This window comes from Chryseobacterium sp. AG363, from assembly GCF_003610675.1.
GTDB classification, from domain to species: domain Bacteria; phylum Bacteroidota; class Bacteroidia; order Flavobacteriales; family Weeksellaceae; genus Chryseobacterium; species Chryseobacterium cucumeris.
In genome coordinates, this window is sequence record NZ_RAQF01000007.1 from 1 (window position 1) to 26,577 (window position 26,577).

General features: G+C 35.4%; 18 protein-coding genes. 10 read left to right on the top strand and 8 right to left on the bottom strand.

The features are described from left to right. Positions 1-1,636: 1,636 nt before the first annotated feature. Positions 1,637-1,834, top strand: a complete 198-nt coding sequence (locus tag DEU39_RS21495; RefSeq protein ID WP_062675641.1) for a hypothetical protein — start codon at positions 1,637-1,639, stop codon at positions 1,832-1,834. Between the two features lie 81 nt (positions 1,835-1,915). On the opposite strand, the gene DEU39_RS21500 is transcribed toward DEU39_RS21495, so the two are convergent. Beyond that, positions 1,916-3,544, bottom strand: coding sequence for an acyl-CoA carboxylase subunit beta (locus tag DEU39_RS21500; protein ID WP_062675640.1), 1,629 nt, complete (start codon positions 3,542-3,544; stop codon positions 1,916-1,918). A 383-nt stretch (positions 3,545-3,927) separates the two neighbouring features. Between DEU39_RS21500 and DEU39_RS21505 the strand changes: the two genes are divergently transcribed. The 4 genes from DEU39_RS21505 (at position 3,928) to DEU39_RS21520 (ending at position 9,598) form a co-directional block, all read left to right on the top strand. Beyond that, on the top strand, positions 3,928-4,806 hold the full coding sequence (locus tag DEU39_RS21505; RefSeq protein WP_062675639.1) for a DMT family transporter: 879 nt from the start codon (positions 3,928-3,930) through the stop codon (positions 4,804-4,806). Positions 4,807-4,819: 13 nt separating this feature from the next. After that, entirely contained in the window at positions 4,820-5,902 is a 1,083-nt protein-coding gene (locus DEU39_RS21510) for a PorV/PorQ family protein (RefSeq protein WP_034693290.1), read from the top strand. 10 nt (positions 5,903-5,912) lie between these two features. Next, complete coding sequence (locus DEU39_RS21515) at positions 5,913-6,656, top strand: hypothetical protein (protein WP_120233335.1); 744 nt, start codon at positions 5,913-5,915, stop codon at positions 6,654-6,656. A gap of 77 nt (positions 6,657-6,733) precedes the next feature. Continuing rightward, the gene (locus tag DEU39_RS21520; RefSeq protein ID WP_120233336.1) at positions 6,734-9,598 is read left to right on the top strand and encodes a T9SS type A sorting domain-containing protein; all 2,865 of its coding nucleotides are present in this window, start codon (positions 6,734-6,736) and stop codon (positions 9,596-9,598) included. Between the two features lie 380 nt (positions 9,599-9,978). Here the strand turns inward: DEU39_RS21520 and uvrC are convergent, their stop codons facing one another. Together uvrC and DEU39_RS21530 are read right to left on the bottom strand one after the other, a co-directional pair. Then, positions 9,979-11,772: an excinuclease ABC subunit UvrC gene (gene uvrC, locus DEU39_RS21525; RefSeq protein WP_120233337.1), complete on the bottom strand. Its 1,794-nt coding sequence runs from the start codon at positions 11,770-11,772 to the stop codon at positions 9,979-9,981. Between the two features lie 86 nt (positions 11,773-11,858). After that, entirely contained in the window at positions 11,859-12,620 is a 762-nt protein-coding gene (locus DEU39_RS21530) for a hypothetical protein (RefSeq protein WP_117753117.1), read from the bottom strand. A 130-nt stretch (positions 12,621-12,750) separates the two neighbouring features. Here DEU39_RS21530 and hutH point away from each other — a divergent pair, with 130 nt between their 5' ends. The 3 genes from hutH to DEU39_RS21545 all read left to right on the top strand — a co-directional run bounded on the left by hutH (position 12,751) and on the right by DEU39_RS21545 (position 16,346). After that, complete coding sequence (gene hutH / locus DEU39_RS21535) at positions 12,751-14,238, top strand: histidine ammonia-lyase (RefSeq protein WP_120233338.1); 1,488 nt, start codon at positions 12,751-12,753, stop codon at positions 14,236-14,238. 88 nt (positions 14,239-14,326) lie between these two features. Continuing rightward, positions 14,327-14,773, top strand: a complete 447-nt coding sequence (locus DEU39_RS21540) for a GNAT family N-acetyltransferase (protein ID WP_062675635.1) — start codon at positions 14,327-14,329, stop codon at positions 14,771-14,773. Positions 14,774-14,864: 91 nt separating this feature from the next. Further along, a complete protein-coding gene (locus DEU39_RS21545; protein WP_120233339.1) occupies positions 14,865-16,346 on the top strand; it encodes a S8 family peptidase in 1,482 nt (493 codons plus the stop codon). 83 nt (positions 16,347-16,429) lie between these two features. On the opposite strand, the gene DEU39_RS21550 is transcribed toward DEU39_RS21545, so the two are convergent. The 3 genes from DEU39_RS21550 to DEU39_RS21560 form a co-directional block, all read right to left on the bottom strand. Continuing rightward, positions 16,430-17,593, bottom strand: a complete 1,164-nt coding sequence (locus DEU39_RS21550; protein WP_120233340.1) for a carboxypeptidase-like regulatory domain-containing protein — start codon at positions 17,591-17,593, stop codon at positions 16,430-16,432. A gap of 45 nt (positions 17,594-17,638) precedes the next feature. Further along, complete coding sequence (gene ygiD / locus DEU39_RS21555) at positions 17,639-18,466, bottom strand: 4,5-DOPA dioxygenase extradiol (RefSeq protein ID WP_120233341.1); 828 nt, start codon at positions 18,464-18,466, stop codon at positions 17,639-17,641. An 81-nt stretch (positions 18,467-18,547) separates the two neighbouring features. Next, positions 18,548-19,060 (bottom strand): YceI family protein, encoded by a 513-nt coding sequence (locus tag DEU39_RS21560; RefSeq protein ID WP_062675631.1) that lies wholly within the window; start codon positions 19,058-19,060, stop codon positions 18,548-18,550. 431 nt (positions 19,061-19,491) lie between these two features. Here DEU39_RS21560 and DEU39_RS21565 point away from each other — a divergent pair, with 431 nt between their 5' ends. Then, positions 19,492-21,630, top strand: coding sequence for a S9 family peptidase (locus DEU39_RS21565; protein WP_120233342.1), 2,139 nt, complete (start codon positions 19,492-19,494; stop codon positions 21,628-21,630). Between the two features lie 140 nt (positions 21,631-21,770). Here DEU39_RS21565 and DEU39_RS21570 read toward each other — a convergent pair whose 3' ends face one another. Further along, positions 21,771-22,145 carry a hypothetical protein gene (locus DEU39_RS21570; protein WP_120233343.1) on the bottom strand — a complete coding sequence of 125 codons (375 nt, stop codon included), beginning with the start codon at positions 22,143-22,145 and terminating at the stop codon, positions 21,771-21,773. Positions 22,146-22,437: 292 nt separating this feature from the next. Here DEU39_RS21570 and DEU39_RS21575 point away from each other — a divergent pair, with 292 nt between their 5' ends. After that, positions 22,438-23,463 (top strand): LLM class flavin-dependent oxidoreductase, encoded by a 1,026-nt coding sequence (locus DEU39_RS21575; RefSeq protein WP_120233344.1) that lies wholly within the window; start codon positions 22,438-22,440, stop codon positions 23,461-23,463. 75 nt (positions 23,464-23,538) lie between these two features. On the opposite strand, the gene DEU39_RS21580 is transcribed toward DEU39_RS21575, so the two are convergent. Then, on the bottom strand, positions 23,539-26,574 hold the full coding sequence (locus tag DEU39_RS21580) for an AAA family ATPase (RefSeq protein WP_120233345.1): 3,036 nt from the start codon (positions 26,572-26,574) through the stop codon (positions 23,539-23,541). Between the last annotated feature and the right edge of the window lie 3 nt (positions 26,575-26,577).

Genomic DNA, 26,577 nt, shown 5'->3' on the forward strand with positions numbered 1-26,577 from the left:
GGTACTGCTAACGCGGGAGAGTAGGCCGCCGCCAGTTTTTATTTTATTTTTAAAAAACCTTTATCTTTACGATAAAGGTTTTTTTGTTATATACCTACATCAACACCATCAACACCATCAACACCAACAACACTCAACATACTCACTAAACTAACTAACACAAAATCCAAACAGAAACAGAAGTAATGAGTAATAGATAGTGAGCAGTGGATAATAGATAATAGATAATAGATAATAGATAATAGATAATAGATGTTCGTAGTAAGTAGTCCATCTCATCTATCCGCTATTCTTCTTCCTCCAGCTTTAGGCTTCCAGCTTCCAGCCCTCTGTTTTTTATTCTTTATCCAACGATGGGTCTTTACCTTCAATACTATTTATTCTTCCCAGGCTGTCACTCCAAAGAAATCTAAATAAGGTTTTCTTTATTAAAATGCTTCGACTCCGCTCAGCATGACAATGCCAATACTAACTGCTAAAGAATCGTGGACATTATCCTGTCATCTTGCATCCTTTAAACCTCTAGTAAATAAGTCTGGATTCCTGAGGAATGAAATAATTGGAATAAACGTGCATCCTTACACTTGCAACTGTTAAGTTAATTTCAATAACTCGTAATCCTAATTCCTTGACACTGATTACTTATCCATTATCATTGTTCATTCACTAATCACATTTTAGTCCATTCATCACTGACTTAAGACATTATCGTCGTATAAGGATCCAAGAGCCTAAAAGTATGAAGATTGTGAGATATGGCGACTTAGACCCTTAATACGACAAGAACCTCTAGTGAAAGGGGAATTTATTTCTTATCCCGCCAAATACGACCTTGTATATCACTTTCACTGGTCCCAAATTCAGGATCCTGCTTCATCTGGTCAAGTGCATTCTTCTGATTTTGATAATTCAGATTATCTTTTGAAGGGTAGCTATTCTTCTTGGCATTATCAAAAAAACTCCAGCTTCACTGAATGGATTTTCCAGCTTAAGAACAGTTGATACAACTTCATCGATTTCCTTATTCTTTGCTGAATCTTTCTGTATTTTTTGAGCGTTTATTTGATTTGTACTGAGTAGAAAAACAAAAAACACTGGCGGCCACGGGTAACCCTTTACTTAATTGTTTCATTTTGTTCATCATTTGCTTACTCCTGCAATATTAAAAAAAAAATATGATACTTCATGATAAATAATACATGTAAAGTGTTGATTTACAATTGTTAATAAATTTATTTTGTCGTTTAATCCGAATTTTAGCGTATAATATTCTGTTAATGGTAATATTGAAAAGATAAGATATTGATTATAGGTTATCGTTCATGAATTTTATTTTTTTACTATTTTTTATTTGAAATATGCTTTTTTATCTGGTAAATCTAGGGTTGTAACGTCTCTTTATTAACAATTTATATTATCCATAAAAGATCCCTTCCAATGTGACAATTTTTTTCTTGATACTTAACCAAGCACAATCTATAACATCAACATTAAGTAATCAGCAATAGCTACTAAGTAATGATTAATTATTAAAATTTTTATTTAAATTTCACTATGTGTAGAATAAATAGTATTTTAGAGAAGCGTTATCCGAAAAGCTTAAATAGAGTAGGACACAATTAAAACTAAAATAACTATGAAAAATCTAATGAAGATTTCAAGAGAGAGTTTAAAATCGTTACAAGGAAGTGGAGGACCTACATGTCCTGATGATCCTGCATTTGGAATGTGCTATCCTCCAGGCTGGCCAAATGGAATTTGTATGACTAAGTATCAATGCTGTATGAAACTTGGTGGGCCCATTGAATTTTGTAAAGAAGAATATGGTAAGTAAAATACTTCCCATTTTAAAAGTATAAATAAAAAAGGGCTATCTCAAAATCCTGAGATAGCCCTTTTTTATTATAAATTGATATCAGACTTGTATTACACCTAAGTTGAATTTCTCAGTGATAGGGGCATGATTAGCTGCTTCAATTCCCATAGAAATCCATTTTCTGGTATCTGCAGGATTGATAATGGCATCTGTCCATAATCTTGCAGCTGCGTAAGTAGATTCTGTTTGTTTCTGATATTTCTTAGAAATGGTATTCAGAATTTCATTGTGTTCTTCTTCCGAAATTTCTTTTCCTTGTTTTTTCAATGTTGATTCCTGAATCTGAGCCAGTACTTTTGCAGCTTGTGCTCCTCCCATTACCGCTAAGTCAGCCCAAGGCCATGCAACTATTAATCTTGGATCATAAGCTTTTCCACACATTGCATAATTACCCGCCCCATAAGAGTTACCCGTAATAATCGTGAACTTAGGAACAACAGAATTGGAAACTGCATTTACCATTTTAGCTCCGTCTTTGATAATTCCTCCATGTTCTGATTTGGAGCCTACCATAAATCCTGTAACATCCTGTAAGAAAATTAAAGGTATCTTTCTTTGATTACAATTGGCAATAAATCGGGTCGCTTTATCAGCAGAATCAGAGTAGATTACTCCTCCAAACTGCATTTCTCCTTTCCCACTTTTAACGAGCTTTCGCTGATTGGCTACAATTCCTACAGACCAGCCATCAACTCTTGCCGTTGCACAGATAATACTTTTACCGTAGTCTGGTTTATATTCTTCATATTCGGAGTTATCCACAATACACTTGATAATTTCATAAGTATCATATTGTTCAGCTCTTGAAACCGGCATAATTCCGAAAATATTTTCCGGGTTTTCTTTTGGTGGAAAGCTTTCTATTCTGTCAAAGCCTGCTTTTTCACTACTTCCAATAGATTTCATGATATTTTTGATTCTATTCAAAGCATCTTTATCATCTTTCGCTTTATAATCTGTTACTCCTGAAATAGAGCAATGAGTGGTAGCTCCACCTAATGTTTCGTTATCAATACTTTCTCCGATGGCTGCTTTTACAAGATAGCTTCCGGCAAGGAAAATAGAACCTGTTTTATCCACAATCATCGCCTCGTCACTCATAATGGGAAGATAAGCTCCTCCAGCTACACAACTCCCCATAACGGCAGAGATCTGGATGATTCCCATAGAACTCATTTTAGCATTATTTCTGAAAATTCGTCCAAAATGTTCTTTATCCGGGAAGATCTCATCCTGCATAGGAAGGTAAACACCTGCAGAGTCTACCAGATAAATAATAGGAAGTTTGTTTTCCATAGCAATTTCCTGAGCTCTCAGGTTTTTCTTTCCTGTGATAGGAAACCATGCACCAGCTTTTACAGAGGCATCATTAGCAACTATAATACACTGTCTTCCGGAAACGTAGCCAATAACTACTACAACACCTCCACTAGGACATCCTCCATGCTCCTGATACATCTCGTATCCTGCAAATGCTCCTACTTCTATGGAATCTGAATTTTTATCGAGAAGATAATCTATTCTTTCTCTTGCTGTCATTTTTCCTTCATCACGAAGCTTTTGAAGCCTCTTCTCACCACCGCCTTTTTTAATTTCAGTGAGTAAGCGATTAATTTCAGATAATTTTAATCTGTTCTGATCTTCTCGTTTATTGAATTCGATGTCCATAAAATTTTCAATTTTTTACGCTTAAAGATACTATTTTTATGAGGAATACGAATTGGAAGTAAAACAGATGTTTAATTATTTGGTTTTTAGTAATTTGTGAAATTTTTAACTAAAAAATATTTTCAAATAATTTATATTTTTTCTAACTTTACATAAGAGTAATGGAGGGTGATAACCTCTGAAAATTACTCTGTTCCTAGTTTATTTTTTTAATAGTTTATTATTTGAAGGCCCTGAAAGTTTAATAAATTTTCAGGGTTTTTTTATGGTTTAACCTTTATTTTAAATTTTGTTAACTTTTTTTAGATTAAAGCCGTCTTTTTATCAATATTTGGGTTTGTGATTTGTAAATTTGCAGGGTTAAAATAAAAAGAGGATAGGTTATGCATAAATTGGCACTTTTCAGATTGCATTTAATAGTTTTTTTATGGGGGTTCACTGCAATTCTGGGAAAATTGATTCAGGCCAATGCACAGATTCTGGTTTTTTACAGAATGTTGTTTGCCTCTATTTTTTTGTATGTATTTATCAGGATTTTTAAAAAGGAGAGCATAAAGGTTTCCAGAAAAATATTTTTTCAGCTGGCAGCAATAGGTTTTGCCATGGCACTCCATTGGTATTGCTTTTTTTATTCTATTAAAGTTTCCAATGTTTCTATTGCGCTAAGTTGTCTTTCGTTATCTACTCTTTTTGCCTCAATTCTGGAGCCTATTATTTTCAAAAGGAAAATTGATGTATCCGAAGTGATCATGGGAACTGTTATTGTGGCCTGTATACTATTGATCTTTAAAACAGAATTTCATTTTAAAGAAGGTATTATTTATGGAATTCTGTGTGCCATATTCGGAACTGTTTTTTCTGTTTTTAATGGTAAAATGTTTGGGAAAACAAGTTCGGGGAACATTATTTTTTATGAAATCTTCTGTGGTTGGTTTATTTTAATGTTAATTTATTTGTTTTCAGGGCAAATTTTTCAAATGAATGAAATAAACTACAGGGATCTGGCGTTAATATGCTTGTTAGCCAGTGTTTTCACTGCTTTTCCAATGCTGGAATCGGTGAATTTAATGAAATATATATCACCTTTTACTTTAATTTTAACAGTTAATTTAGAACCTGTTTACGGAATTATACTAGCTTTTTTTATCTTTGGGGAATCAGAACATATGAGCCCTATATTTTATGTCGCTTCGGGTGTTATGATACTGGCAATCATTGCAAATGGATTAATAAAAGCCAGAAAAACTAAAAACTTAAACTAAGCATCAAATTTATATGATGAAAAAATATTTTTTACTTGCATTTTCACTGCTGTTTGGGCTTTCTCAATCTCAGATTATCAGGAAATATTCCAATGAATTCTTAAATATCGGTGCCGGAGCAAGAGGACTTGCTATGGGAGGAGCAGTAATTACCAACCAGGATGACGTATATTCCCCAATGTGGAACCCTGCAGGTCTAATGTCTGTTGAAAGAGATTGGCAAGGGGCAGCAATGCACGCAGAATACTTTGAATCCATCGCGAAATATGACTATCTGGCCTATGCAAAAGTACTTGAAGAAGGTGTTTTTGGCGTTTCGGTAGTAAGGCTTGGAGTAGACAATATTTTAAATACTACCCAAATGATCGATTCTGAAGGGAATATCGATTATGATAAAATTACCAAGTTTTCCCAATCCGACTATGCTGCTATTCTTTCTTATGCTTTCAGACCTGGAGGAAATCCAAAATTAGATGTGGGGGTGAATGCTAAAATTGTTTATAGAAATGTAGGTAAATTTGCAAATGGTTATGGTTTTGGTTTCGATGTGGGAGCAATTTATAAGGCAGATAACGGATGGAAATTCGGAGGAATGGTGAGAGATATTACGACTACCGTAAACTTCTGGACGATTAATCAGAAAGAACTTTCTACTGTTGTAAACGGGGAAGAATTTAACCCAGCTCCTAAGGATAAACTTGAACTTACAATGCCTAAGCTAAATGTAGGTGCCAGCAAATTATTCGAAATCAATAGCAGTGTGTATGTATTACCGGAAGCAGGTATTAATGTTGATTTTGCTAAAACAGCATCATTAATTTCAACAGATTTTGCCAGTATCAGTCCGTATGCGGGAGCTGAACTGGGATATCAGAAAATGATTTTTGTGAGATTGGGGATCAACAGATTCCAGTCTATTACAGATATAGAAGACCTTAAGAGAAAAGTTTCTTTCCAGCCGAGTGCAGGTCTTGGGATCAGATATAGAGGCCTTACACTGGATTATGCAATTACGAATTCAGGGATTGGCGGATCTAATTTCTATTCCAATTTCTTCTCATTAAAACTGGATATGGGAGCATTTAGAAACGATTAAAATTATAAAAATGAAAAAGTTATCAATATTGGCTATGGCTGTTTGTTCAACAACAGCTTTCGCACAAAAGGTTTCAGATTATAAATATGTTGCAGTTCCCGAAAAATTTGAAACATTTAGGGAAGATTATGGGTTAAAAAAATTTTTCACCAAGGCTATGATAGGGAAAAAGTATATCATTCTTCCTACCATTAAAGATAATTGGCCAGCTGAAGCTAAAAGTAATTTCTGTAATGTAGTCTCTGCCGATATTCTTAATGATAAAAGTCTATTTAAAAATAAATTAATAGTACAGTTTAAAGACTGTAATAATACTATGATTCTTGAGTCTAAGGGAGGCTCAAAAATTAAAGAATTTGAAGAAGGGTTACAGGATGCATTGAAAGAAGCATTAATTAAAATACCGGTTTCTAATCCCATTGCATTATTACCTGCATCTAATAATAGTACTCAGCATACATCTCCTGACTCTGTGGCATCTGCAGCCTCTACAACAACTCCTGAGGCAAGTAATTATTCAAACGGGAAATTGGATCTTCAGAAGATACAGATTGATCCTAGCCAGTTTATTTTAGCCAAGTCTGGCAGCTCTGTACCTTTTGCTGTTTTCAAAGCAACTTCAAAGAACTCTGTCTTCCTTGTAAAAATGGCTGATGGAAATACTACCATCGGATATTTTGAAAACGGAAATATTGTGATAGATATTCCACAGACGGATGGAAGATACTCCAAAGAAGTCTTTACAGCAAAATAATTTACATCAATAATAAGAAAAATATCATCCTTAATTCATAACTTTTTAGAATTAAGGATTATTTTAACTACATAGATATGAAAAAAGTTTACATTTCTATATTGGCAATACTGTCAGTATTTTCGAGTGCACAAAGTGTATTTAATACCCAGTTAAACGAAATTAATTTTGGGGCTTCCAGTGATCCTGATAATTTTATAAAATTCAATAATCATATTCTTTTCACAGCCACCAAGTCTACAGAGGAAGGAAGGGAACTGTGGAGTTTTGATCCGGGTACTCAAAAATCAATTCTGCTGAAGAATGTTTTTCCGGGGTACAGCATTGGGATGACTGGAGATCCGTCTTTTATGAGGCTCAATAATAAAATTTACTTTATTGCTGTACAAAGCAATAGTTCGTCCAATAATCAGCTTTGGGTCACAGACGGAACCACGGTAGGAACATCCAAGGTAAAAGATCTGAATTTTGAGTTTTCGGTGGCTGCAACTGCTGCGGTCGGAAATAATATCTTTTTCTACCACCACAATGAACTTTGGTCTTACAATACCGTTGCAGATAGTCTGCAGCTATTAAAAACATTTCAATATTCCGGTGATATAAAAATGTATACTATGAACAATACTTTGTTCCTGGCAGCAGATGATGGCACACATGGAAAAGAGATATGGAAATCAGATGGAACCGTTGCCGGAACATCTTTATTAAAGGATATCGTTCCCAATGCGGGTGGAAGTATTAATGGCGATTTTAAAGCACTGATTTTTAAAAATAAACTATACTTCGTGGTTAATCTTGGAACAGGAACAGCGGGATATGAATTATATTCAACAGATGGAACAGAAGCGGGAACAGTATCCATAAAATCTGTAGGTTATCCGCAGCTGGAAGGAGCTGCCGCTGCTAATTATTTTGTTTTTACAGGCTTTGATGCAGCAAATGGCTATGAACCATGGGTTTCTGATGGGACAACGGCAGGAACTTATCTGTTGAAAAATCTAATGCCTGGAGCTACAAGTTCTATGGCAATGAAAAAATTTGTAAAATATAATAACAAAATATTCTTTGAAAGTAGTGCCAACGGTGTTAACTCTGTGTATGGTAATTATATCTGGGAAACAGATGGTACAGAAGCCGGAACTGTTCTCTTCAATACGCACGCAGGAGCTTTGATTTATGGGAACAGCTCAGATAATAATCATTTGATTCTTACGATGGCTAATTATGGAAACAGATATTGGATAGTGAATGGAAATTCTTCACAGAGTTTTGAGATTACAGGCCTTGGAATGCCAAATAATAATAGTTTTGTAGACCTGAATTCTAAAATTTATCTTACCGGAAATACCCCCAAATATGGCACTGAACTATTTTCACTAAATCCGGTGACCCATCAGACTACAATAGCTTCGGACATCAGTAGATTTGAAAGTTCTTTGCCTCATGCATTTCAGGTGCTGAATGATGATCTTATTTTCATTGCGACGGACAGACAGTATAACAGCCAGATTTATAAGAGAAATAAAAATACACAGCAGATTGAGAGAATATCCAGCTTTGGAGGAAATTCGTTTATAGGTATGGGCAGTGACTTTAATGACAATTTCATTAAAGTAGGAAACTATCTTTACACTCCAGAAGCAGCTTACAGAACAGATGGTACAGAAGCCAATACTTTGTCAATATCATCCCCGAATATTACCAGCAGGGTACCGTATACCAGCTTGAACGATAATACATTACTTTTTGCCGGATACAATAATGTGGTAGGAACTGAACTTTGGAAGATTGATAATACATCCAATACTGTTAGTATGGTCAAAGATATTTCCCAGGATAATATGGGAAGTCTTTATTCCGTAGATTCAAAAACTGCAATACTGAATGGTTTTGCTTATTTTGTGGCAAAAGATAATGGAAAACTTGGGATCTGGAAAACAGATGCTACTGAAGCCAATACCCAAAAGGTAATACAGTTTTCCTATCAGGATGGGACAAATGGAGATATTAAGGTACTGAATGCTTTTAATAATAAATTATTCTTTACAAAACAACAGGAAAATACTCCTGCGAATTACAGCTCCGGGCAAAACGAGCTTTGGATTTCAAACGGCGATCAGGCATCTGCTACATTACTGAAATCTTACGCTGCTCCTTATGGCTCTTCAAGTATTGCGAGAGAAACAATAATATTTAATAATAAGCTTTTTTATGTCACTTCAGGTTATCCTTCTCCAGCGCTGCATTCTACAGATGGAACAGTGGCAGGGACAGAACAGATACTAGCGGGAAACTTTTTTGGTGATGTAAAATTTAAAAAATGTGGAAATCAGTTATTTTTTACCAATAACAATAGTACACAGTTGTGGAAAACAGATGGAACAGCGAATGGCACATCTGATTTATCCCAAAATTTTTCTTCAGTGAAAGATATGACGTGTGCCAACAATTATCTTTACTTTCTTAATGGGGATTCCCAAAAGGTATGGAAAAGTGACGGTGTTTCAACCTCTCCGATGGATATTTTTGTGACAAACGATGATAATCAGCTGCTGGTTAATGAAAATATTCAGAAAATGGGAACAGATGGTGAGAAATTATTTCTGACCATTAATACCAAAGAACATGGAAGTGAATTGTATGTAGTGACTGATCCACTGCCTGTTTATCTGGCAACCCATGAAATATCAGGCGCAGAAAGTAAAAAAGGAAATTCAGATCTGCAGATTTATCCTAATCCTGTTTCAGAATATTTTTCAATAAGACTGAACGAAAATTCTAAAATAGAAATCGTGAAAATTTTTGATGCCTCCGGAAAACTTGTGAAGAATATTATCTACAATAATAAAAATATTGATGTAGCAGAACTTCCATCAGGAATATATTTTATTAAGTTAAAAGCAAATAAAGGGGAATATATGGGTAAGATTATAAAAAAATAATACATGTAAAAGGCTCTTAAAAAGAGCCTTTTATAATATATATGTTGATGTGTTTTTCATTCTTTTAGCATTTTACAAGAGTCTTATAGATATAAAAGCAATTGGATGTCAAATGAAATGTGATTAGATTTATAAAAAGAGAAGAATTTTTATAGCATTATTGTCATTAGTTGATATTACTAATTTATGGGAAAAATATAAATAATACTAATATTTAATAAAATATTTATTTGTTTGTGTGTTTTATTGATAAATTTCCTTTTTGTACTGGGGATTGTTGGTTTTTGTCTCTTATTGAGTAAATGAAAAAAGTATATGAGTTTTAGCATTAAAACTTCATTTTGTTTGTGACAAATTAGCTGCTGTACTGCATTAGTTTATCAATTAGCATTAAAAAATTCCCAAATCACTTTCGCTTTGCTTTTCCCCAGAATTTCTTCAAGAGTTTCAAAATTGGCTTCTTTGATTCGTTTTACAGACTTCAGTTTAGACAAAAGCAATTCGATTGTTTTTTCTCCAACTCCAGAAATTTCTTCCAGTTCGGATTTTATAGTAGAATTTTTTCTTCTTGTTCTGTGATGTTTTACCCCAAATCGGTGGGCCTCATCACGGACACGCTGAAGGATTTTCAACGTTTCAGATTTTTTATCAAGATATAAAGGAATAGGATCTTCCGGGAAAAATATTTCTTCCAGTCTCTTGGCGATCCCTACAATGGTAATTTTTCCATAAAGTCCTAATAACCTCAGGCTTTTAACAGCAGAAGAAAGTTGTCCTTTTCCACCATCAATCAGAATTAATTGAGGAAGGCTTTCTCCTTCATCAAGCATTCTTTTGTAACGGCGGTAGATGACCTCTTCCATCGTTGCAAAGTCGTTTGGCCCTTCTACCGTTTTAGGATGAAAAATTCGGTAATCTGCTTTACTCGGTTTTCCATCTTTGAAAACAACACATGCAGACACAGGATTCGTTCCCTGAATGTTGGAGTTATCAAAACCTTCAATATGTCTTGGTTCTACAGGCATTCTCAGCAGTTTCTGCATTTCGGCCATAATTCTGTTGGTATGCCTTTCAGGATCTACAATCTGAACCTGCTTCAGCTTTTCCAGACGGTATTCTTTAGCATTCTTTTCAGAAAGCTCTACAATTCTTTTTTTATCTCCTACCTTGGGAACAATCAGTTTTACATTTGGGATTTCTACAGACAAATGAAACGGTAAAAGAACTTCCTTAGAATCTGAAGAAAACTTTTGACGGATCTCTATCAAAGCTTCTTCCATAATATCTTCATCAGTTTCTTCAAGAATCTTTTTAATCTCAGTAGTAAAACTCTGGATAATATTTCCGTTTCTTATCTTAAAGAAATTGACATAAGCAGCGGTCTCATCACTGGTCATTCCGAAAACATCTACATCATCAATATTAGGATTTACGACTGTGTTTTTAGCCTGATAATCTTCAAGAATATCCAGTCTTTCCTTAATGATCTGAGCTTCTTCAAACTTCAGGTTGGAAGCAAGCTTCATCATCTGATTCACCAGATAATCTTTTGCTTTACGGAAATCTCCTTTGATAATTCCGCGGATAGCATCTATTTTTTCGTCATAATCTTCCTTGCTTTCAAGATCTTCACAGGGCCCTTCACAGTTTTTGATATGGTATTCCAGGCAGACTTTATATTTGCCTTCCGCAATTTTGGAGGGAGAAAGATTAAGATTACAGGTTCTAAGCTTATAAATGTGTTTTATAGTATCCAACAATATCTTTGCAGGACGTACTTTGGCATACGGACCGTAATATTCAGATCCGTCTTTAATCATATTTCTGGTCAGAAAAATTCTTGGAAAATCTTCATTTTTGATGCAGATCCAGGGATAAGTCTTATCATCCTTCAGCATAACATTATAAAACGGCTGGTACTCTTTAATCAGATTATTTTCCAATAAAAGAGCATCATACTCACTGTTTACAATCGTCGTTTCCAGTCGCTGGATTTTACTGACCATTATTTTGATCCTGTATCCTGAGAGGTTTTTGTTGAAATAGGAGAGTACCCTTTTTTTCAGATTTTTAGCTTTTCCCACATACAAAAGCTGTTCGTTTTTATCATAATAACGATAAACGCCGGGTTCGGATGGTAAGGTTTTGAGCTGTAGTTCTAAAGAAGGATTCATATAACAAAATTAAGGAAACTTTCGCTATCTAAAAAAGAAAAACCTGCAGATGGTTCTACAGGTTTTATTTTAGGGTTCAAAATATTTTATCCGTTGGTCATTGCAGTATATTCACTTACAAGAAAGCTGAAATAATCCCATTCCACAGAGTTCTTAGGATATTTTTTCATGAAATCCTGATTATCTCCAAAAAGAAAATCATAATTGTCTTCAAAATCATCTTTATGCAGCCACATTACCTTGTTGCCCTTTTTTACATAGTAAGATTTGATAACACCGCCTCCAAGCTGTGGAGATCCCATTACAGAAAAACCTGTTGTTTCTTTAGCCCTGGGATCGTGGTATACTGAAATAATGTCATCAAAACCTGGATTGATAACCTGCATCAGAAATTCCTTATCATCTTTTTTGTTCTTTAGGGACACAGTCTGATTTATAAAATAAATTCTGTCATTATTGGTGTTTTTCGTCAACTTCTTAGTTCCGAAGTTTCTGATATTCCCCATGTATTTTGCCACTTTTGCAATCTTCTCTGCATTACTCGGATACACATACATCTCATTGATCTGATCAGCATTGAAAGTAGTATTCTTTTTGGTGATACTGTCTTTGATAGCAACTTCATAGATCTGTCCTTTTTTTGTTTCAATCTTATTACAGAAACCTTTGTAGGTCGTTCCGTCTTTTAAGATAATGGTAGATGTTTTCTTAGGTGATGGCGTATTAAAACCTTCATTAAAAAGGTAAGTTTCCATTTTTTTGATATCCTCTTTAGAATATTTTACTTTCTGCGCGAAAGCTGTCGTGCTTGCTACACATACAGCAAGAAGTAGAGTTTTCAGTCTCATGTATTATTGTTTTTAATTTTCGAGGCTAAAAGTAGTAAATTATTTCGCTTGTTTTATAAAAATATAGAAGATTGAAATTTAGCTTTTCCAATTATTGTTAAATGCGTAATTTTAAGGAAATTTTTTAGAAATGATATACGGAGTAGATGTTTTTACTTTCCATGATGTTCTGGAAATATGTAAAAAACCTAATAAAGCCAAGCTAAACAAAGCGGCAAAAGAACAAATTTTAAAATCTCAGAAAAACGTACAGAAAATAGTAGAGTCAGACAGATGCGTATATGGAATCAATACAGGATTCGGACCATTGTGTGATACTAAAATTTCAGCGGATGAAACCGCTCAGTTACAATATAACCTTATCATTTCTCATGCGGTGGGCGTAGGGAAGCCAATTGATAAAGAGCTTTCCAAGATTATGATGATTGCCAAAGTACATGCTCTTTCGAAAGGATTTTCAGGAGTTTCCCTGGAAGTTATTGAAAGAATGATTCTGATGCTTGAGAAAGATATCATTCCGGTAGTTCCTGAACAAGGATCTGTAGGAGCTTCAGGAGACCTTGCTCCATTAGCACATCTTGTACTGCCTTTACTTGGTTTAGGACAGGTTTGGGAAGGAAATCAGGTTTCTGATACCATTGAGGTTTTAAAAAAACATGACCTTGAACCATTAGCTTTAGGTCCAAAAGAAGGATTAGGATTAATCAATGGTACGCAGTTTATCCTTGCTCATGCGATCAAAGGACTTGAAAAATTTGAATACTTATTAGATCTTGCTGATATGACAGCTGCAATGAGTCTTGAAGCGTACAGAGGTTCAGCAAGCCCATTTAAAAAAGAACTTCACGAGATCAGACCTTTTGAAGGCAGTAAAAAAGTTGCGGCAAGAATGCTTAAGTTCTTAAAGGGATCAGAAAATATGAAAGCTCATGAAGATTGTGAGAGAGTTCAGGATCCTTATTCCATGAGATGTGTACCGCAGGTTCATGGAGCCAGCAGGAATGCTTTTGAGCACCTTAAAGGAATGGCTGAAACAGAATTGAACTCTGTAACAGATAACCCGATTGTCCTAAGCGCTGAAGAATCTATTTCAGGTGGAAACTTCCACGGACAGCTAATGGCATTGCCTTTAGATTATGCTACATTAGCAGCTGCAGAGCTAGGGAATATTTCAGACAGAAGAAGCTACTTATTATTAGAAGGAAAATATGGACTTCCAAGATTATTAACGGAAAGCTCAGGATTGAATTCCGGATTTATGATCCCTCAGTACACTTCAGCTGCCTTGGTTACAGAAAATAAAACATTATGTTTCCCGGCGTCGGCAGACTCTATTCCTACAAGTTTAGGACAGGAAGATCATGTTTCTATGGGAAGTATTTCAGGAAGAAAATTCAATCAGGTTCTGGGAAATCTTGTGAATATTCTGTCTGTTGAGCTTATGTTTGCCGCTCAGGGACTTGAATTTAGAAGACCTGCGAAATGCTCTAAAGTAATTGAAGAAAACTTTGCGATTCTTCGTTCTAAAGTTGCCAAGCTGGAAGATGACAGACTTATCGGTAAAGATATGCTGGCCATTGCAGAATTGATTAACGAACGAAAATTTGTTGTCAACTAATACAAAATACTTGAAAGCTTCCGGAAGGGAGCTTTTTGTTTTCACAAATCTTTAAATCCTTCAATTTTTAAATCTTTAAATCAATTAGATGAATATACTCAGAACAGATTCCAGCCATAAAGATTTTCAAACACTGGTAAAATCCCTTGATGCCGCTTTAGCCGAACATAATGGAGAAAATGATGACTTCTTTGCTCAGTTCAATACAATAGATACTATCAAAAACTGTATCGTAGCCTATATAGATGATATTCCAGCAGCCTGCGGAGCATTCAAACCATTTTCAGAAGATACCATAGAAATAAAAAGAATGTTTACCCATCCTGATTTCAGAAAAAAAGGATTAGGTTCCGCTATTGTGAAAGAACTTCAAAGCTGGGCAACAGAATTGAACTTTACAAAAGCTGTATTGGAAACTTCAAGGGATCTTAAGAGTGCCATCTCGGTGTATGAAAAAAGTGGTTTTTACAAAATACCTAATTATGGTCAATACGTTGGAATAGAGCAAAGTGTGTGCTACGAGAAAGTATTGTAATTTAATATTCATGTAATGCTAAATTCATTTTTTTTCAATTTTTAATTCCCGTTAAAGTGTTATATTGTGGTCTCAACCAAAATTATAACATATGAAAAAAACTGTATTCCTACTGGCAATATTTTTTGCCTTAAACTCGTGCACCAGAGAAGATCTTCAGAACGAAAATGTAAAAACCGAAATGTCCCAGAAAGATCCGTTGACTGCAAAACAAATCAACGAAAGGATCAATCAGGCGATTAAAACGGACGGTACTTTCAATTGGAAGAATGAATCCGATCATTTCGTATGGAGTGCTATTTTCCGCGGAAATAAAATGGTTTCTATCGGTTTTGGAACTTCTAAAGATGATTTCGACAGAAGTAAATCTCCAAACAGCAATGATATCGAAAAAGAAGTTCTTTCTGTGATCAAAAAATATGAAGGAAAAGACGAAAGAAATTTCCTTCTTCTTTTAGATCAATATCTTAATCAGATGGACGTTGTGATTGAAAATGAGGAAACTGTTTCCGCACTTCGCCAAATGAAAAACATCCGATATGTAGAACCTGCAGATTATCATTATTTTGAATTTGAAGCTCAATATAACGCAGCTGCAAAATCTTCAGGAAGTGGTTCATCAGGATGCGGATTTTCATCATCTACACTAAGTACAGCAGACTATACTTCAACGACACCAAGTGCAAAAATACCGTGGGCTTTCACTAAACACAGCATTCCTGAAGCCTGGGGCTATAGTACTGGAGCAGGCGTAACCATTGGACTTATTGATACAGGTGTTTCACCTGAACAGACTCTGTTGGGAGGAAGTTTTAATAATGGTGCTTCTTCAGGCAGAACAATCAGTAAATATGGAGTATATAATTCTGACGGATCAGGAGATCAATGCGGGCACGGAACGAAAATGGCTTCCGTAATGGCCGCTCCGAGAAATAATGCAGGATTACCTGTAGGAGTAGCTTATAATGCCAATCTGATCACTTACAGAGCTGCAGAAAATGTTGTTCTTGAAACTTCTAGTGAACAGACTGCTGTAAAGACCGCTTTCACAGAATTGGGTAACAATACGAATGTGAAGATCATTTCTATGTCAATGGGACATGTTTTCTCTGTCGGGAAAATTGAAGACGGTGTGAAATATGCTTATTCTAAAGGAAAACTGATCTTCTGTGCTGGAGGTACTTCTACCAGTTTCACTAGTTTTGTCGGAGTAATTTTCCCTGCATCCATGCCGGAAACTCAGGCTATAACGGGAGTGAAAGAAAATACTTCCAATCAGAAATGTGATGTGTGCCACTCGGGAAGTCAGATTGATTTTACTTTCCAGATGGAGAGACCTTCAGGAAATACTGTTCCTGTATTGAGCTATTACAATGGTCAGGCAGATTATGTGGGTGGTTCTTCAGTGGCTACAGCAGCTACAGCGGGAATTGCAGCATTGGTTTGGGCTAAAAATCCATCATGGACGAGAGATCAGGTACTCAATAAAATGAGACAGGCAGCTACCTATTATCCTAATGTAAATTCAAGCTATGGCTATGGAAACATTAATGTTCTGAAGGCTGTACAGTAAATAATATCCTTATCAAAAGAAAAGGAAATATCTCACCTGAGGTATTTCCTTTATAGTTTTAATATAATAATCGGTTCCTGATGCTAATCTCCTAATTGATAATCAAGAGGAAGCATATTTTCAATTTTATTTTTTGAGAAATCACCTTCATTAATGAGTTGATCAGGCATTGTAATATTACCTTCCTTTGAAACTTCGAATGATTCTCCATCAGAATGCAGAAATGATGATAATATACTTTTGTCTGTTCTTTTAACAAATTCTTTTCCTTTAAGTTCATAATAAAACTTAGGATAGTTGACCTGCAGGATATCTTTAAATTCAAGAAAAACATGTCCTTCTTGTCTTTTAACATAATCTGAATCAGGGATTTTAGTTTTTACAATAGCCAGCATGTACGGGCTCTGAGTATTTTTTCTACGGGCAATTTCTCTGATATTTTCAGGAATCGTATGTAAATCAGGTTGGGTTACGAGGTCCAGATAATTTTTTAAAATATTTAATTCTTCTTCTGAGGGATACTTTGGATTAGGAACTCTTACCACCTGATTCACTATAAAACCTGCCTCAGTAATTTTATTCTCATAGATACTTCTGAAAAAATGAAGCTGACTGCCTTCGTAAGCATTCATACGGTTTAATTTCACCTTATCCGTATTTTTTGTCTCTTTAAAAAAACTGGTCCCGGAATAATTAATCATTTTAGTATTGAAATCCGAAGAAAAGGCGATCAGATTATAATTAATTTCATAGCCAAGATTTTTATTTTCAATAATGAGTGTATTGGGGGCTTTTACTTTCAGAATCTTATTCTTTTTGTCGTAGGAGAACTTTAAAGATCTTTGATTTTTGATTTTCACATCATCACGATTATTACCTATAAAAGTGTCCAGAAAATAATTGATATAGTTCTGATAAGCTTCGGAAGTGTAGGGAACCAGTCTTATTTCTTCAATAGCATTGGTTTTGGTCAATACCACTTTTAAAGTCTTGTTGATGATATCCGGTAATCCGATGGTAAAGGTTTCATAATCTTCTTTTTGAAAAACAAGATTTCCATATTTCTGAGCAGAGACATGTAATGTGAAACTTCCGTCTTCTTCTGAAACGACTCCTGTTTTCGTCCCGTCAAGATAAATGTTAACCCCAGAGATCCTGTGGCCGGTATCATCCACCACAGTTCCTTTTACCATTTGTGCGGAAAAAAGGGAAGTGGTGAGTAAAAAAAATAGTAATACTGTTTTCATGGTAAACAATATTACTAAACTTTTAGTGATAAACAAAAGAAGAATTTACCCGATTCTTACACTCGTCATACTCAATGACCCACCAATAAGTTCATCATTGAATAAATTAAGCTCTTCAGACTGATCTTTCAGACCCAAAGTATATAATAAAGGGAGATAATGATCAGGCGTAGGAACGGCGTATTGTAAGAAAGTCCCTTGTTTCTGATAATCAATAATATTCTGAAAGTTACCGTCAAGTAGCCAGTTGTTGGTTTTTTCACGGGCTTCTATTGCCCAGTCCCAGCCGGCTCCCACTGTATTTATATTTTTCCAGTCGATGAGGCGGAGGTTATGAACAATATTTCCACTTCCGATAATAAGAATACCTTTTTCACGAAGTTTGTTCAGCCTTTTGGCAAGATCGTAATGATACTGCGGAGGTTTTGTATGATCAATACTCAGCTGTATCACCGGAATATCAGCATCGGGATACATATGTTTGATAACTGACCATGCTCCATGATCTAGTCCCCAGCTATGATCTTCTTCCACATCTACAGGTAGAAGAAGTTCTGCTGTTTCTCTTGCCAGTTCGGGATTTCCCGGAGCAGGATACTGCACATCAAAAAGGGCTTTGGGAAAACCGTAAAAATCATGAATGGTTTTCGGCATATCCATTGCGGTTACAAAAGTTCCGTCTGTATACCAGTGGGCAGAAATACAAAGAATTGCATTAGGTTTTGGAATTTCTGAGGCTGCTTTCCGGAAACCCTGTACAAATTGATTCTCTTCAATGGCATTCATTGGTGAACCATGTCCGAGAAATAAAATAGGCATTCTTTGTGTACTTTTAAAACCGTCACTTATGTTTTGGAGATCGTTGAGGTTCATAAATATTGAAGATTATAAAAAAATAAAAGGTTCAAGGCTTTTAGAAAAATCCCCGAACCTTTTATGCTATATATTAATTTACTATGCCTGTTTTACAAACTGTAATTCACCAGCTACTTTTACATCATCGCTTACCATTACACCTCCTGCTTCAAGAGCGGCGTTCCAGTTTAAACCGAAGTCTTTTCTACTGATTTTTCCTTCAAAAGAGAAACCTGCTTTTGTATTTCCCCATGGGTCTACATTGATTCCTCCAAAATCTACATCAAGATTTACAGGTTTTGTAATTCCATTGATGGTAAGATTTCCAACGATAGAGTTATTTAACGCCTGAGATTCAAAAGTGATGGTAGGGTGTACTTCAGCATTGAAGAACTCTGCAGACTTTAAGTGGTTATCTCTGTCTGTATTGTTAGTGAATACAGAATCTGTCTGGATAGTAGCAGTAGTTTTTGCATTTGCAAAGAATTCGTCTTCAGATTCAATTTCAGCAGTGAAAGTTCTGAAGCTTCCTTTTACGTTAGAGATCATCATGTGTTTTACTTTGAAAGTAATTTCACTATGCGTAGGGTCTAAAATCCATTTTGTTGCCATTGTATTTTGTATTTTTTGTTTGTTATTAATGATGCAAATTTAGGACAGCGTACCTATACAAGTCATTGATATAGGATAAGAAATGAGATTTTTTTGTCAATCGTCAATTTTTGCTTCGCAAGTGAATGGTGAATGTATTTCAACATCCAATTGACAAGCATAGGGGATTGATAGTTCACGATTGACTCATTTAATAATCAATGGTGAATTTCGCTTCGCAGGTGAATGGTGAATTTATTTCAACATCAATTGACAAGCATAGCGGATTGACAGTTCACAATTCATTATCCAAGTTTCTTTTAAAAAATTCTACTATTAAGTTAAGAAATAATTCCTTTGAATGCATGATTTCCATTTTATGAATGTTTTAATTTAACATTTCTTAACGAATGGTTTTTATTTCTTATTTTTGGAGGATTCAATTTTATACAATGAAATTACATAAATTTTCTTTATTGATGCTGGTTTTAGGCAGTTCAGCATTTGCCCAGACCCAGAAGTTTACCATGGCGGAGGCTGTAAATGGAATGAGAACAAACCTTGCTGTGAAAAATATCTCCCAGTTTTCATGGGCTGCAGATGGAAAATCTTATATTCAGGCCGTAAAAGGCGGCTATCTGATTACAGATTTGAAGACTAACAAACAGGACACTCTGATTTCATTGAGTCAACTGAACAGAAATCTTTCCAATGATAGGTTTAAAACTGTTCCCCCTATCAAATTTACAGGGAATTCCAATGGATATTTTACGACAGAGGGCAAAATGTCTTGGATTGAAAAATCCGGAAACGATTGGAAAATAAAAAGCACAGCTGCTATTGATCAGGATGCCGCCAACGTTAAAATGTTTGGTGATAACCAGACTTTTGCCTTCACAGTAAAGAATAATTTGTTTGTCAACAGAAACGGAAAAACCATTGCTGTAACCAATGAAACGAATGAAAATATCATTAGCGGACAGGCGGTTCACAGAAATGAATTTGGAATTGATACAGGAATTTTCCCGGCTCCAAACTCTGAGAGTGTAGCTTTCTATAAAATGGATCAGAGCATGGTAGCAGATTATCCGATCATTGACTGGTCTGTAACTCCGGCTGTAAATCATAATATTAAATACCCAATGGCTGGCCAGACTTCTCATCAGGTAACATTAGGTGTTTTCAATATTAAAACACAATCTACTACTTTCTTAAAAGTAGAGGGTGAAAAAGACCAATATCTGACAGCTGTTACCTGGAGTCCTGATTCAAAATACATCTTTGTAGGGGTTCTGAACAGAGGTCAGAATCATATGAAAATGAATCAATATGATGCTGCGACAGGAGAATTGGTGAAAACTTTATTTGAAGAAACAGATAGTAAATACGTTGAGCCACAGCATCCACTTACTTTCTTCCCGAACTCTAATACAGACTTTATCTGGCAGAGCCAGAGAACAGGATATAATCATTTGTTCCATTATAGTCTTGAAAAAGGACTGGTAGCTCAGATTACAAAAGGAGATTGGCTGGTAACTGATATTTTAGGATTCAATGAAAAGAAAAAGGAGATCTACTTTACATCAACAAAAGAGACTCCTTTGGAAAGACATTTATACAGAATCAACTGGACCAACTTCAAAATGCAAAAGCTTGATAATGCAGAAGGAATGCACATCGGAACTTTGAGCGGCGATGGGAATTATCTGTATGATGCTTACAGCAATGCGAATTCACCGAGAGTTGCCAACATTATCAATACAGCTAATTTAAAAACTACGAATATCCTTACTTCTGAAAATCCATTAAAAAATTATCAGAGACCGGAAATTAAAAACGTAACTTTAAAAGCAGATGACGGAACTCCTTTGTATGGAAAGATTATCCTTCCAACCAACTTTGATCCGAACAAAAAATATCCAACCATTGTTTATCTGTATAACGGACCACACTTACAGCTGATCACCAACAGCTTCCCGGCTTCAGGAAATCTTTGGTATGAATATATGGCTCAGAACGGATACATCATCTTCACAATGGACGGAAGAGGTTCTTCTAACCGTGGAATGAAGTTTGAGCAGGCTGTATTCAGAAACCTGGGAACTACAGAAATGAACGATCAGATGAAAGGAGTAGACTACTTAAAATCTCTTCCTTATGTAGATGGAGATAAAATGGGAATTCATGGATGGAGCTTCGGAGGATTTATGACGACAAGTTTCATGCTTCGTAAGCCGGATGTATTCAAAGTGGGTGTAGCAGGAGGACCTGTAATCGACTGGAGCATGTACGAGATCATGTACGGAGAAAGATATATGGATACTCCGCAGGAAAATCCACAAGGTTATGCAACAGCTAATCTTCTTGATAAAGTGCAGAACCTGAAAGGAAAATTACTGATGATCCATGGCGCTCAGGATGATGTAGTCGTATGGCAGCATTCTATTAAATTCATCAAATCTGCTGTTGATAACGGAGTTCAACTGGATTACTTTACCTATCCAGGACATCCGCATAATGTGATCGGGAAAGACAGAGTTCACCTGATGCAGAAGATCACAGATTATTTTGATCAAAACCTTAAAAAATAAAAAAAAGAAGATGTACCTCAATTAAATGATGTGGTTGAGAATCGTATATATGAAAACCTTTCATGTTAAGGTATATAAAATTCCATAAAAAAGGCCGTTCTCACGAGTTGTGAGACGGCCTCTTTTGTTATTAATTTTTCTTAGATTTTCTTATATGTCAGAGACATGTTGGCTCCGTTGTTAACAAATGAGATTGTTCTTTTAGTTTTATCAAAATAATCAACTTTAAAACGAGTTGTATTTTTTCCAACGGTTATGTTAAGAATCTGTTCATTATCGTCCTTCGCTAATTCCCATTTACCTTTGTTGGTACTTTTTCCAATTGTAGCTTCAAAACCGAAATCTTGGCTGAAGGTTTGAAATACCTTGTCACTGCCAAAAATAGATTTTATGTCTTGTGGCTGGTCATTAATAACAGTTTCTACAAGTTGCCATTTTCCTACTAATTCTTTTGCTGTTTGAGCTTTAAATATGCCTGCTAAAGAAAGGCATACCATTACAATGTACTTTTTCATTATTTGAATTTTTAATTACATGACAAATATACAAATAAATCTCATAGATTTTATCACTAAATACTTGGTAATGAATAATTTAAATTGTTAAAATTGATTTATGTGAATTAATTTTAAATGTTTTAAAAAAGATGAAATTATTTTTTTAAAAACATTATATTTTGTTGATTAATTATATTGTTGTCCAGAGTTTCTTATACCTCACTTTATAGAATCTCATGGATGGATCTTAACAAACATCAATGTTTTTGATTTTCCATAATGGTAACTTTGTGTTACTAAAATCAACAATATGGAATTAGGAATAGGAATGTTCGGAGATTTGGCTTTAGACCAGTCTACCGGAAAATATAGAGATGCAGGAATTAAGATCCGTGAGATATTGGGTCAGGTAAAATTCATGGATGAGGTGGGAATTGATGTTTTCGCGATGGGAGAACATCACCGTCCGGATTATGCTGTTTCCTCCCCGGAGATTGTTTTGGCTGCAGCAGCAAGCATTACAAAAAATATAAAACTGGCGAGTGGAGTAACTGTTTTAAGTTCTTCAGAGCCGGTAAAAGTATATGAAGATTTTTCAACACTGGATTTAATTTCAGACGGAAGAGCAGAGATCTTTGTCGGACGTGGAAGTTTCATCGAATCATTTCCTTTGTATGGCTATTCACTGAATGATTATGAACAGTTATTTGACGAAAAATTAGAATTATTATTAAAAATCAATTCTGAGGAAAACGTTAGCTGGTCAGGAAAACTTCGTGCTCCGATGCAGAATCAGACGGTATACCCAAGAGCAAAAAATGACGGAAAACTTTCCATCTGGAGAGCCGTTGGAGGAACTCCGCAGTCTGTTTTAAGTGCAGCCCGGCTTGGAATGCCTTTAGTTGTAGCCATCATTGGAGGAATGCCGATCCAGTTTAGAAATCTGATCGAATTCTATAAACAGGAGTACCAAAAAGCAGGACATGATGTTTCGAAAATGCAGATCGCAATCCACTCCCATACTTTTGTGAGTGATGACCAAAAAGTGGTGGATGGGTATTTCCATAATTATAAATCTCAGATGGATAGGATTGGAGCTTCCAGAGGATGGGCACCTTACACAAAAGCACAGTATGATGGAGGAAGAAGCAAAGACGGTGCGTTATTCATCGGCAGTCCGGCAGAAGTAGCAGATAAGATTGCTTATATGAAAGAGATTTTCGGAATTACAAGGTTTATCGGGCACATGGATGTGGGAGATCCTGCTCATGATGTGATGATGAAGTCTATAGAATTGTTTGGAAATGAAGTGAAACCTGTTATAAAAGGACTGTAACAGGGAAGTTTTTGAGGTGCAAAAGCCACAAAAGATTTGTTCTTTTGTGGCTTTTGTTATTTACAATATATTGAACTAAATAATTTCAATGATACTTCCTCTTTCTTCATCTTTAATAATGTTGAGCGCCGTTGGAATTTTCTCTTTCAGCTCTTCAACGTGCGAAATAATTCCTACAATCCTGTTTTCTTTCATCAGATTGGTGAGCGTTTCAAAAACAATATTCACTGATTCTGTATCCTGAGTTCCGAAACCTTCATCAATAAAGAAGAAATTCTTATCTGCCTGTGCATTGGCCTGAACACTTTCTGCCAGTGCCAGAGCAAGACTCAATGATACTTGAAAGGCCTGTCCTCCAGAAAGCGTTTTTACACTTCTGCTTTTTCCTTCGTTGAGGTAATCGATGATTTCAAAATCGTTATTTTCATTTAGCTGAAGACTCAGCTGGTTTCTCGTCATCCGGTGAAAACGTACATTGGCATGATCGCAAAGCTGTCTCAGATAAATAGACGAAACATATTGTACAAAGCCTGCTCCTTTAAACAAATTCATCATGATCTTCAGATTTTCCGAACGTTTCTGAAGCTTTGCCAGTTCTTTCAGAAGTTCCTCCTTTTTCACAAATTCCTTTTCCAGACGGTCTATTTCAGCGGTTTTTGTAACTACAGAATCATTGATCTGTTTTTGTTCGGTTTGCGCTTCATTAAATTGCTTTTCAGTCAGAGAAAACTGTTCATTATCGAATGAAAGTCCCTTCAGCTTTAATTCAAGCTCTCCGATGAATTTCTTCAAAGCTTCAAATTCAACTTTGAAAAGCTGAACTTTAGTCCTCACCAGCTGAACATCAATTTCCTGAAGTAAAATATTCTCAACTTCTTTGAATGCTGTGAAATTCTGCTCTGCCAACGCTTTGATAATTGCTTCCTCATTTCCGGAAATCTCCTTCTCAAGTTCTGTAATTTGTTTTTCGAATTGGCTGACGATTGCTTTTTGTTCTGCAAGTTTTGGAGAAAGAATTTTTTCCTGTTCTACAGTTTTCAGGTAATTTTCTTCAATCTCTTTATTAGAATAAGCAAGCTTCTGATACGATTCTTCAATTTCTTTTATTTCCTTTTGAGCATACAGATCCCATTCGAGAATTTTAAGACCGGAACGGCTGATATTGATCTGTTCCTGTTTCGAAACTTCCTCCATACGGAAAGATTCCAGAGCAGTCTTATACTTTTCCAGGGTTTTGATTTCTCTGTCAAGAGTTTCTCTCTCCAAAGTAATATTCCGTTCTGTTTCCTCAATCTTTTTTTCTAAAGTGAATGAATCTGAACGTTTTTTCTCAAATTCTTCCTCCTGATCAGGAGAGAATGCTTTCCATGTAAAATTCAGAATATGATTTTCAAGATCTTTCTGAATCTGAATCACAATTTTCTGTTCCAAAAAAAGCTGTTCCTCAAAGATTTTTTTACGGGCCAGAATTTTGTCAATTTCTGATTCCTGTTTTTGAAGACCAATAGTTTCCTGTTCCACGGAAGTTATTTTCTCCTGAATTTCCTTCAGCTCAGCATTCACATCATGAAATTCCACAATATGCGGATGCTCTTTAGAACCACAGAGCGGGCAATTTTCTCCGTCATGAAGCTCACTGGCAAAACGGGAAAGCTCTTTTTGTATTTTGAGATGATCCAGTTTCTGGGAAAGTTCCTTTTTTTGAGTCTCTAAGGTTTCTTTTTTGATTGTGAAATCTTCTTTATAATTTTCGGTATAAGCAAAAGGCTTTAATTCTTCTTTAATTTCTCCAATCTGCTTTTGATGTTTCCCGATCTTTTCAGCTTGTTCCTGAAGCGATTTTTTAAAATTCTTTTGCTGAATAAACCAGCTGCCCACTTCAGAAAGCAGGGAAGAATCCAGTTTCTGTTCTTTTAAAGTTTTAATCTGTGCGGAAAGCTCATCAATGGTCTTTTGAATTTTCTCTTTATTAAGATCTACTTCTTTTACTTTTTCAGAGCCTTTTTGAGTTCTTTCATTAAGAACTTTGATTTCCTCAGAAAACGTAAGAATCTGAATGATAAGATTCAAATCATTTTCCTGAATTCTGGATTGCTCCAAAGCTTTAAATTGTGGTTCAAGAGCAGAAAGTTGTTCTTTGATGATAATAAAAGCCTTTTCTGTTTCCTGCTGGCTTTTGATCTGCTGTTCTTTCTCATTTCGCTTGTCCGAAATCTCTTTTGAAAGCTTATTTTTTTCAATAATCAACGGATTGAAAAGCCTGAAAATACGGTCGTATAATTCTGCTTGTGCTTCCAGAGCATCCATCTGGGGTTTTTCTTCTGAGAGTTTATTGAATTTTTCTTTATTCTGTTGTAAACTGTCAAAGTCACTTTTAAGGTTTTTAAGCTGCTGATATGCCTGGGAAGCCTTTTCCAGTTTTTCATTGGATTCCGAGAGTTTTTTCTGTTCCTCTACAAGTTCCTCTTTCTGAATCTTGATTTTCTCCTCATTTATTTCTTCAAACCCTTTTAATTGCCCTTCCAGCTGATCCAGTTCAGATCTGTTTTTTATATTGAGTGCTGAAACATTGTTCTGAAGATCAAATTTCTGAAGATTAAAAATTTCCTTCATCATGTTCGTTCTTTCTGCAGCGCCCAATTCAAGGAATTCTTTGAACTGTCCCTGTGGAATAATGATGGTTCTTTTGAAGTTGGAATAGCTTAATCCGATAATAGCTTCCGCATTGGAATGATTTAAAGGAATCCATTTTCCATTGATGTTCTCATAAAAAGTAACAGCATTAGGTTTTACTTCTTCAAATTTTTTGGAATTTCGTTTAAAATCACGGGTGGCACGGAACAATTTATTCTCATAATTTACAAAATCAAATTCTATATAAGAACTGTTTGATTTTAAATTCATCATATTATAAGCCCTTTTATCGCGCATATTCAGACGTTCCGTTTCACCGTATAAAGCAAACGAAATAGCCTCAAGAACGGATGATTTTCCTGAACCCACAGCCCCGAAAATCCCAAACAGCCCCGCCTCAGTAAGATTTCTGAAATCAATGGTCTGGCGTTCCTGATACGAGTAAAGTCCTTCGATAGTTAATTGAACAGGGATCATGGC

Excerpts from the sequence above, each read along its gene's own strand:
- DEU39_RS21495 (WP_062675641.1), top strand. The coding sequence starts at position 1,637 with ATGAAAAATCTAATGAAGATTTCAAGAGAGAGTTTAAAATCGTTACAA.
- DEU39_RS21500 (WP_062675640.1), bottom strand. The coding sequence starts at position 3,544 with ATGGACATCGAATTCAATAAACGAGAAGATCAGAACAGATTAAAATTA.
- DEU39_RS21505 (WP_062675639.1), top strand. The coding sequence starts at position 3,928 with ATGCATAAATTGGCACTTTTCAGATTGCATTTAATAGTTTTTTTATGG.
- DEU39_RS21510 (WP_034693290.1), top strand. The coding sequence starts at position 4,820 with ATGATGAAAAAATATTTTTTACTTGCATTTTCACTGCTGTTTGGGCTT.
- DEU39_RS21515 (WP_120233335.1), top strand. The coding sequence starts at position 5,913 with ATGAAAAAGTTATCAATATTGGCTATGGCTGTTTGTTCAACAACAGCT.
- DEU39_RS21520 (WP_120233336.1), top strand. The coding sequence starts at position 6,734 with ATGAAAAAAGTTTACATTTCTATATTGGCAATACTGTCAGTATTTTCG.
- uvrC (WP_120233337.1), bottom strand. The coding sequence starts at position 11,772 with ATGAATCCTTCTTTAGAACTACAGCTCAAAACCTTACCATCCGAACCC.
- DEU39_RS21530 (WP_117753117.1), bottom strand. The coding sequence starts at position 12,620 with ATGAGACTGAAAACTCTACTTCTTGCTGTATGTGTAGCAAGCACGACA.
- hutH (WP_120233338.1), top strand. The coding sequence starts at position 12,751 with ATGATATACGGAGTAGATGTTTTTACTTTCCATGATGTTCTGGAAATA.
- DEU39_RS21540 (WP_062675635.1), top strand. The coding sequence starts at position 14,327 with ATGAATATACTCAGAACAGATTCCAGCCATAAAGATTTTCAAACACTG.
- DEU39_RS21545 (WP_120233339.1), top strand. The coding sequence starts at position 14,865 with ATGAAAAAAACTGTATTCCTACTGGCAATATTTTTTGCCTTAAACTCG.
- DEU39_RS21550 (WP_120233340.1), bottom strand. The coding sequence starts at position 17,593 with ATGAAAACAGTATTACTATTTTTTTTACTCACCACTTCCCTTTTTTCC.
- ygiD (WP_120233341.1), bottom strand. The coding sequence starts at position 18,466 with ATGAACCTCAACGATCTCCAAAACATAAGTGACGGTTTTAAAAGTACA.
- DEU39_RS21560 (WP_062675631.1), bottom strand. The coding sequence starts at position 19,060 with ATGGCAACAAAATGGATTTTAGACCCTACGCATAGTGAAATTACTTTC.
- DEU39_RS21565 (WP_120233342.1), top strand. The coding sequence starts at position 19,492 with ATGAAATTACATAAATTTTCTTTATTGATGCTGGTTTTAGGCAGTTCA.
- DEU39_RS21570 (WP_120233343.1), bottom strand. The coding sequence starts at position 22,145 with ATGAAAAAGTACATTGTAATGGTATGCCTTTCTTTAGCAGGCATATTT.
- DEU39_RS21575 (WP_120233344.1), top strand. The coding sequence starts at position 22,438 with ATGGAATTAGGAATAGGAATGTTCGGAGATTTGGCTTTAGACCAGTCT.
- DEU39_RS21580 (WP_120233345.1), bottom strand. The coding sequence starts at position 26,574 with ATGATCCCTGTTCAATTAACTATCGAAGGACTTTACTCGTATCAGGAA.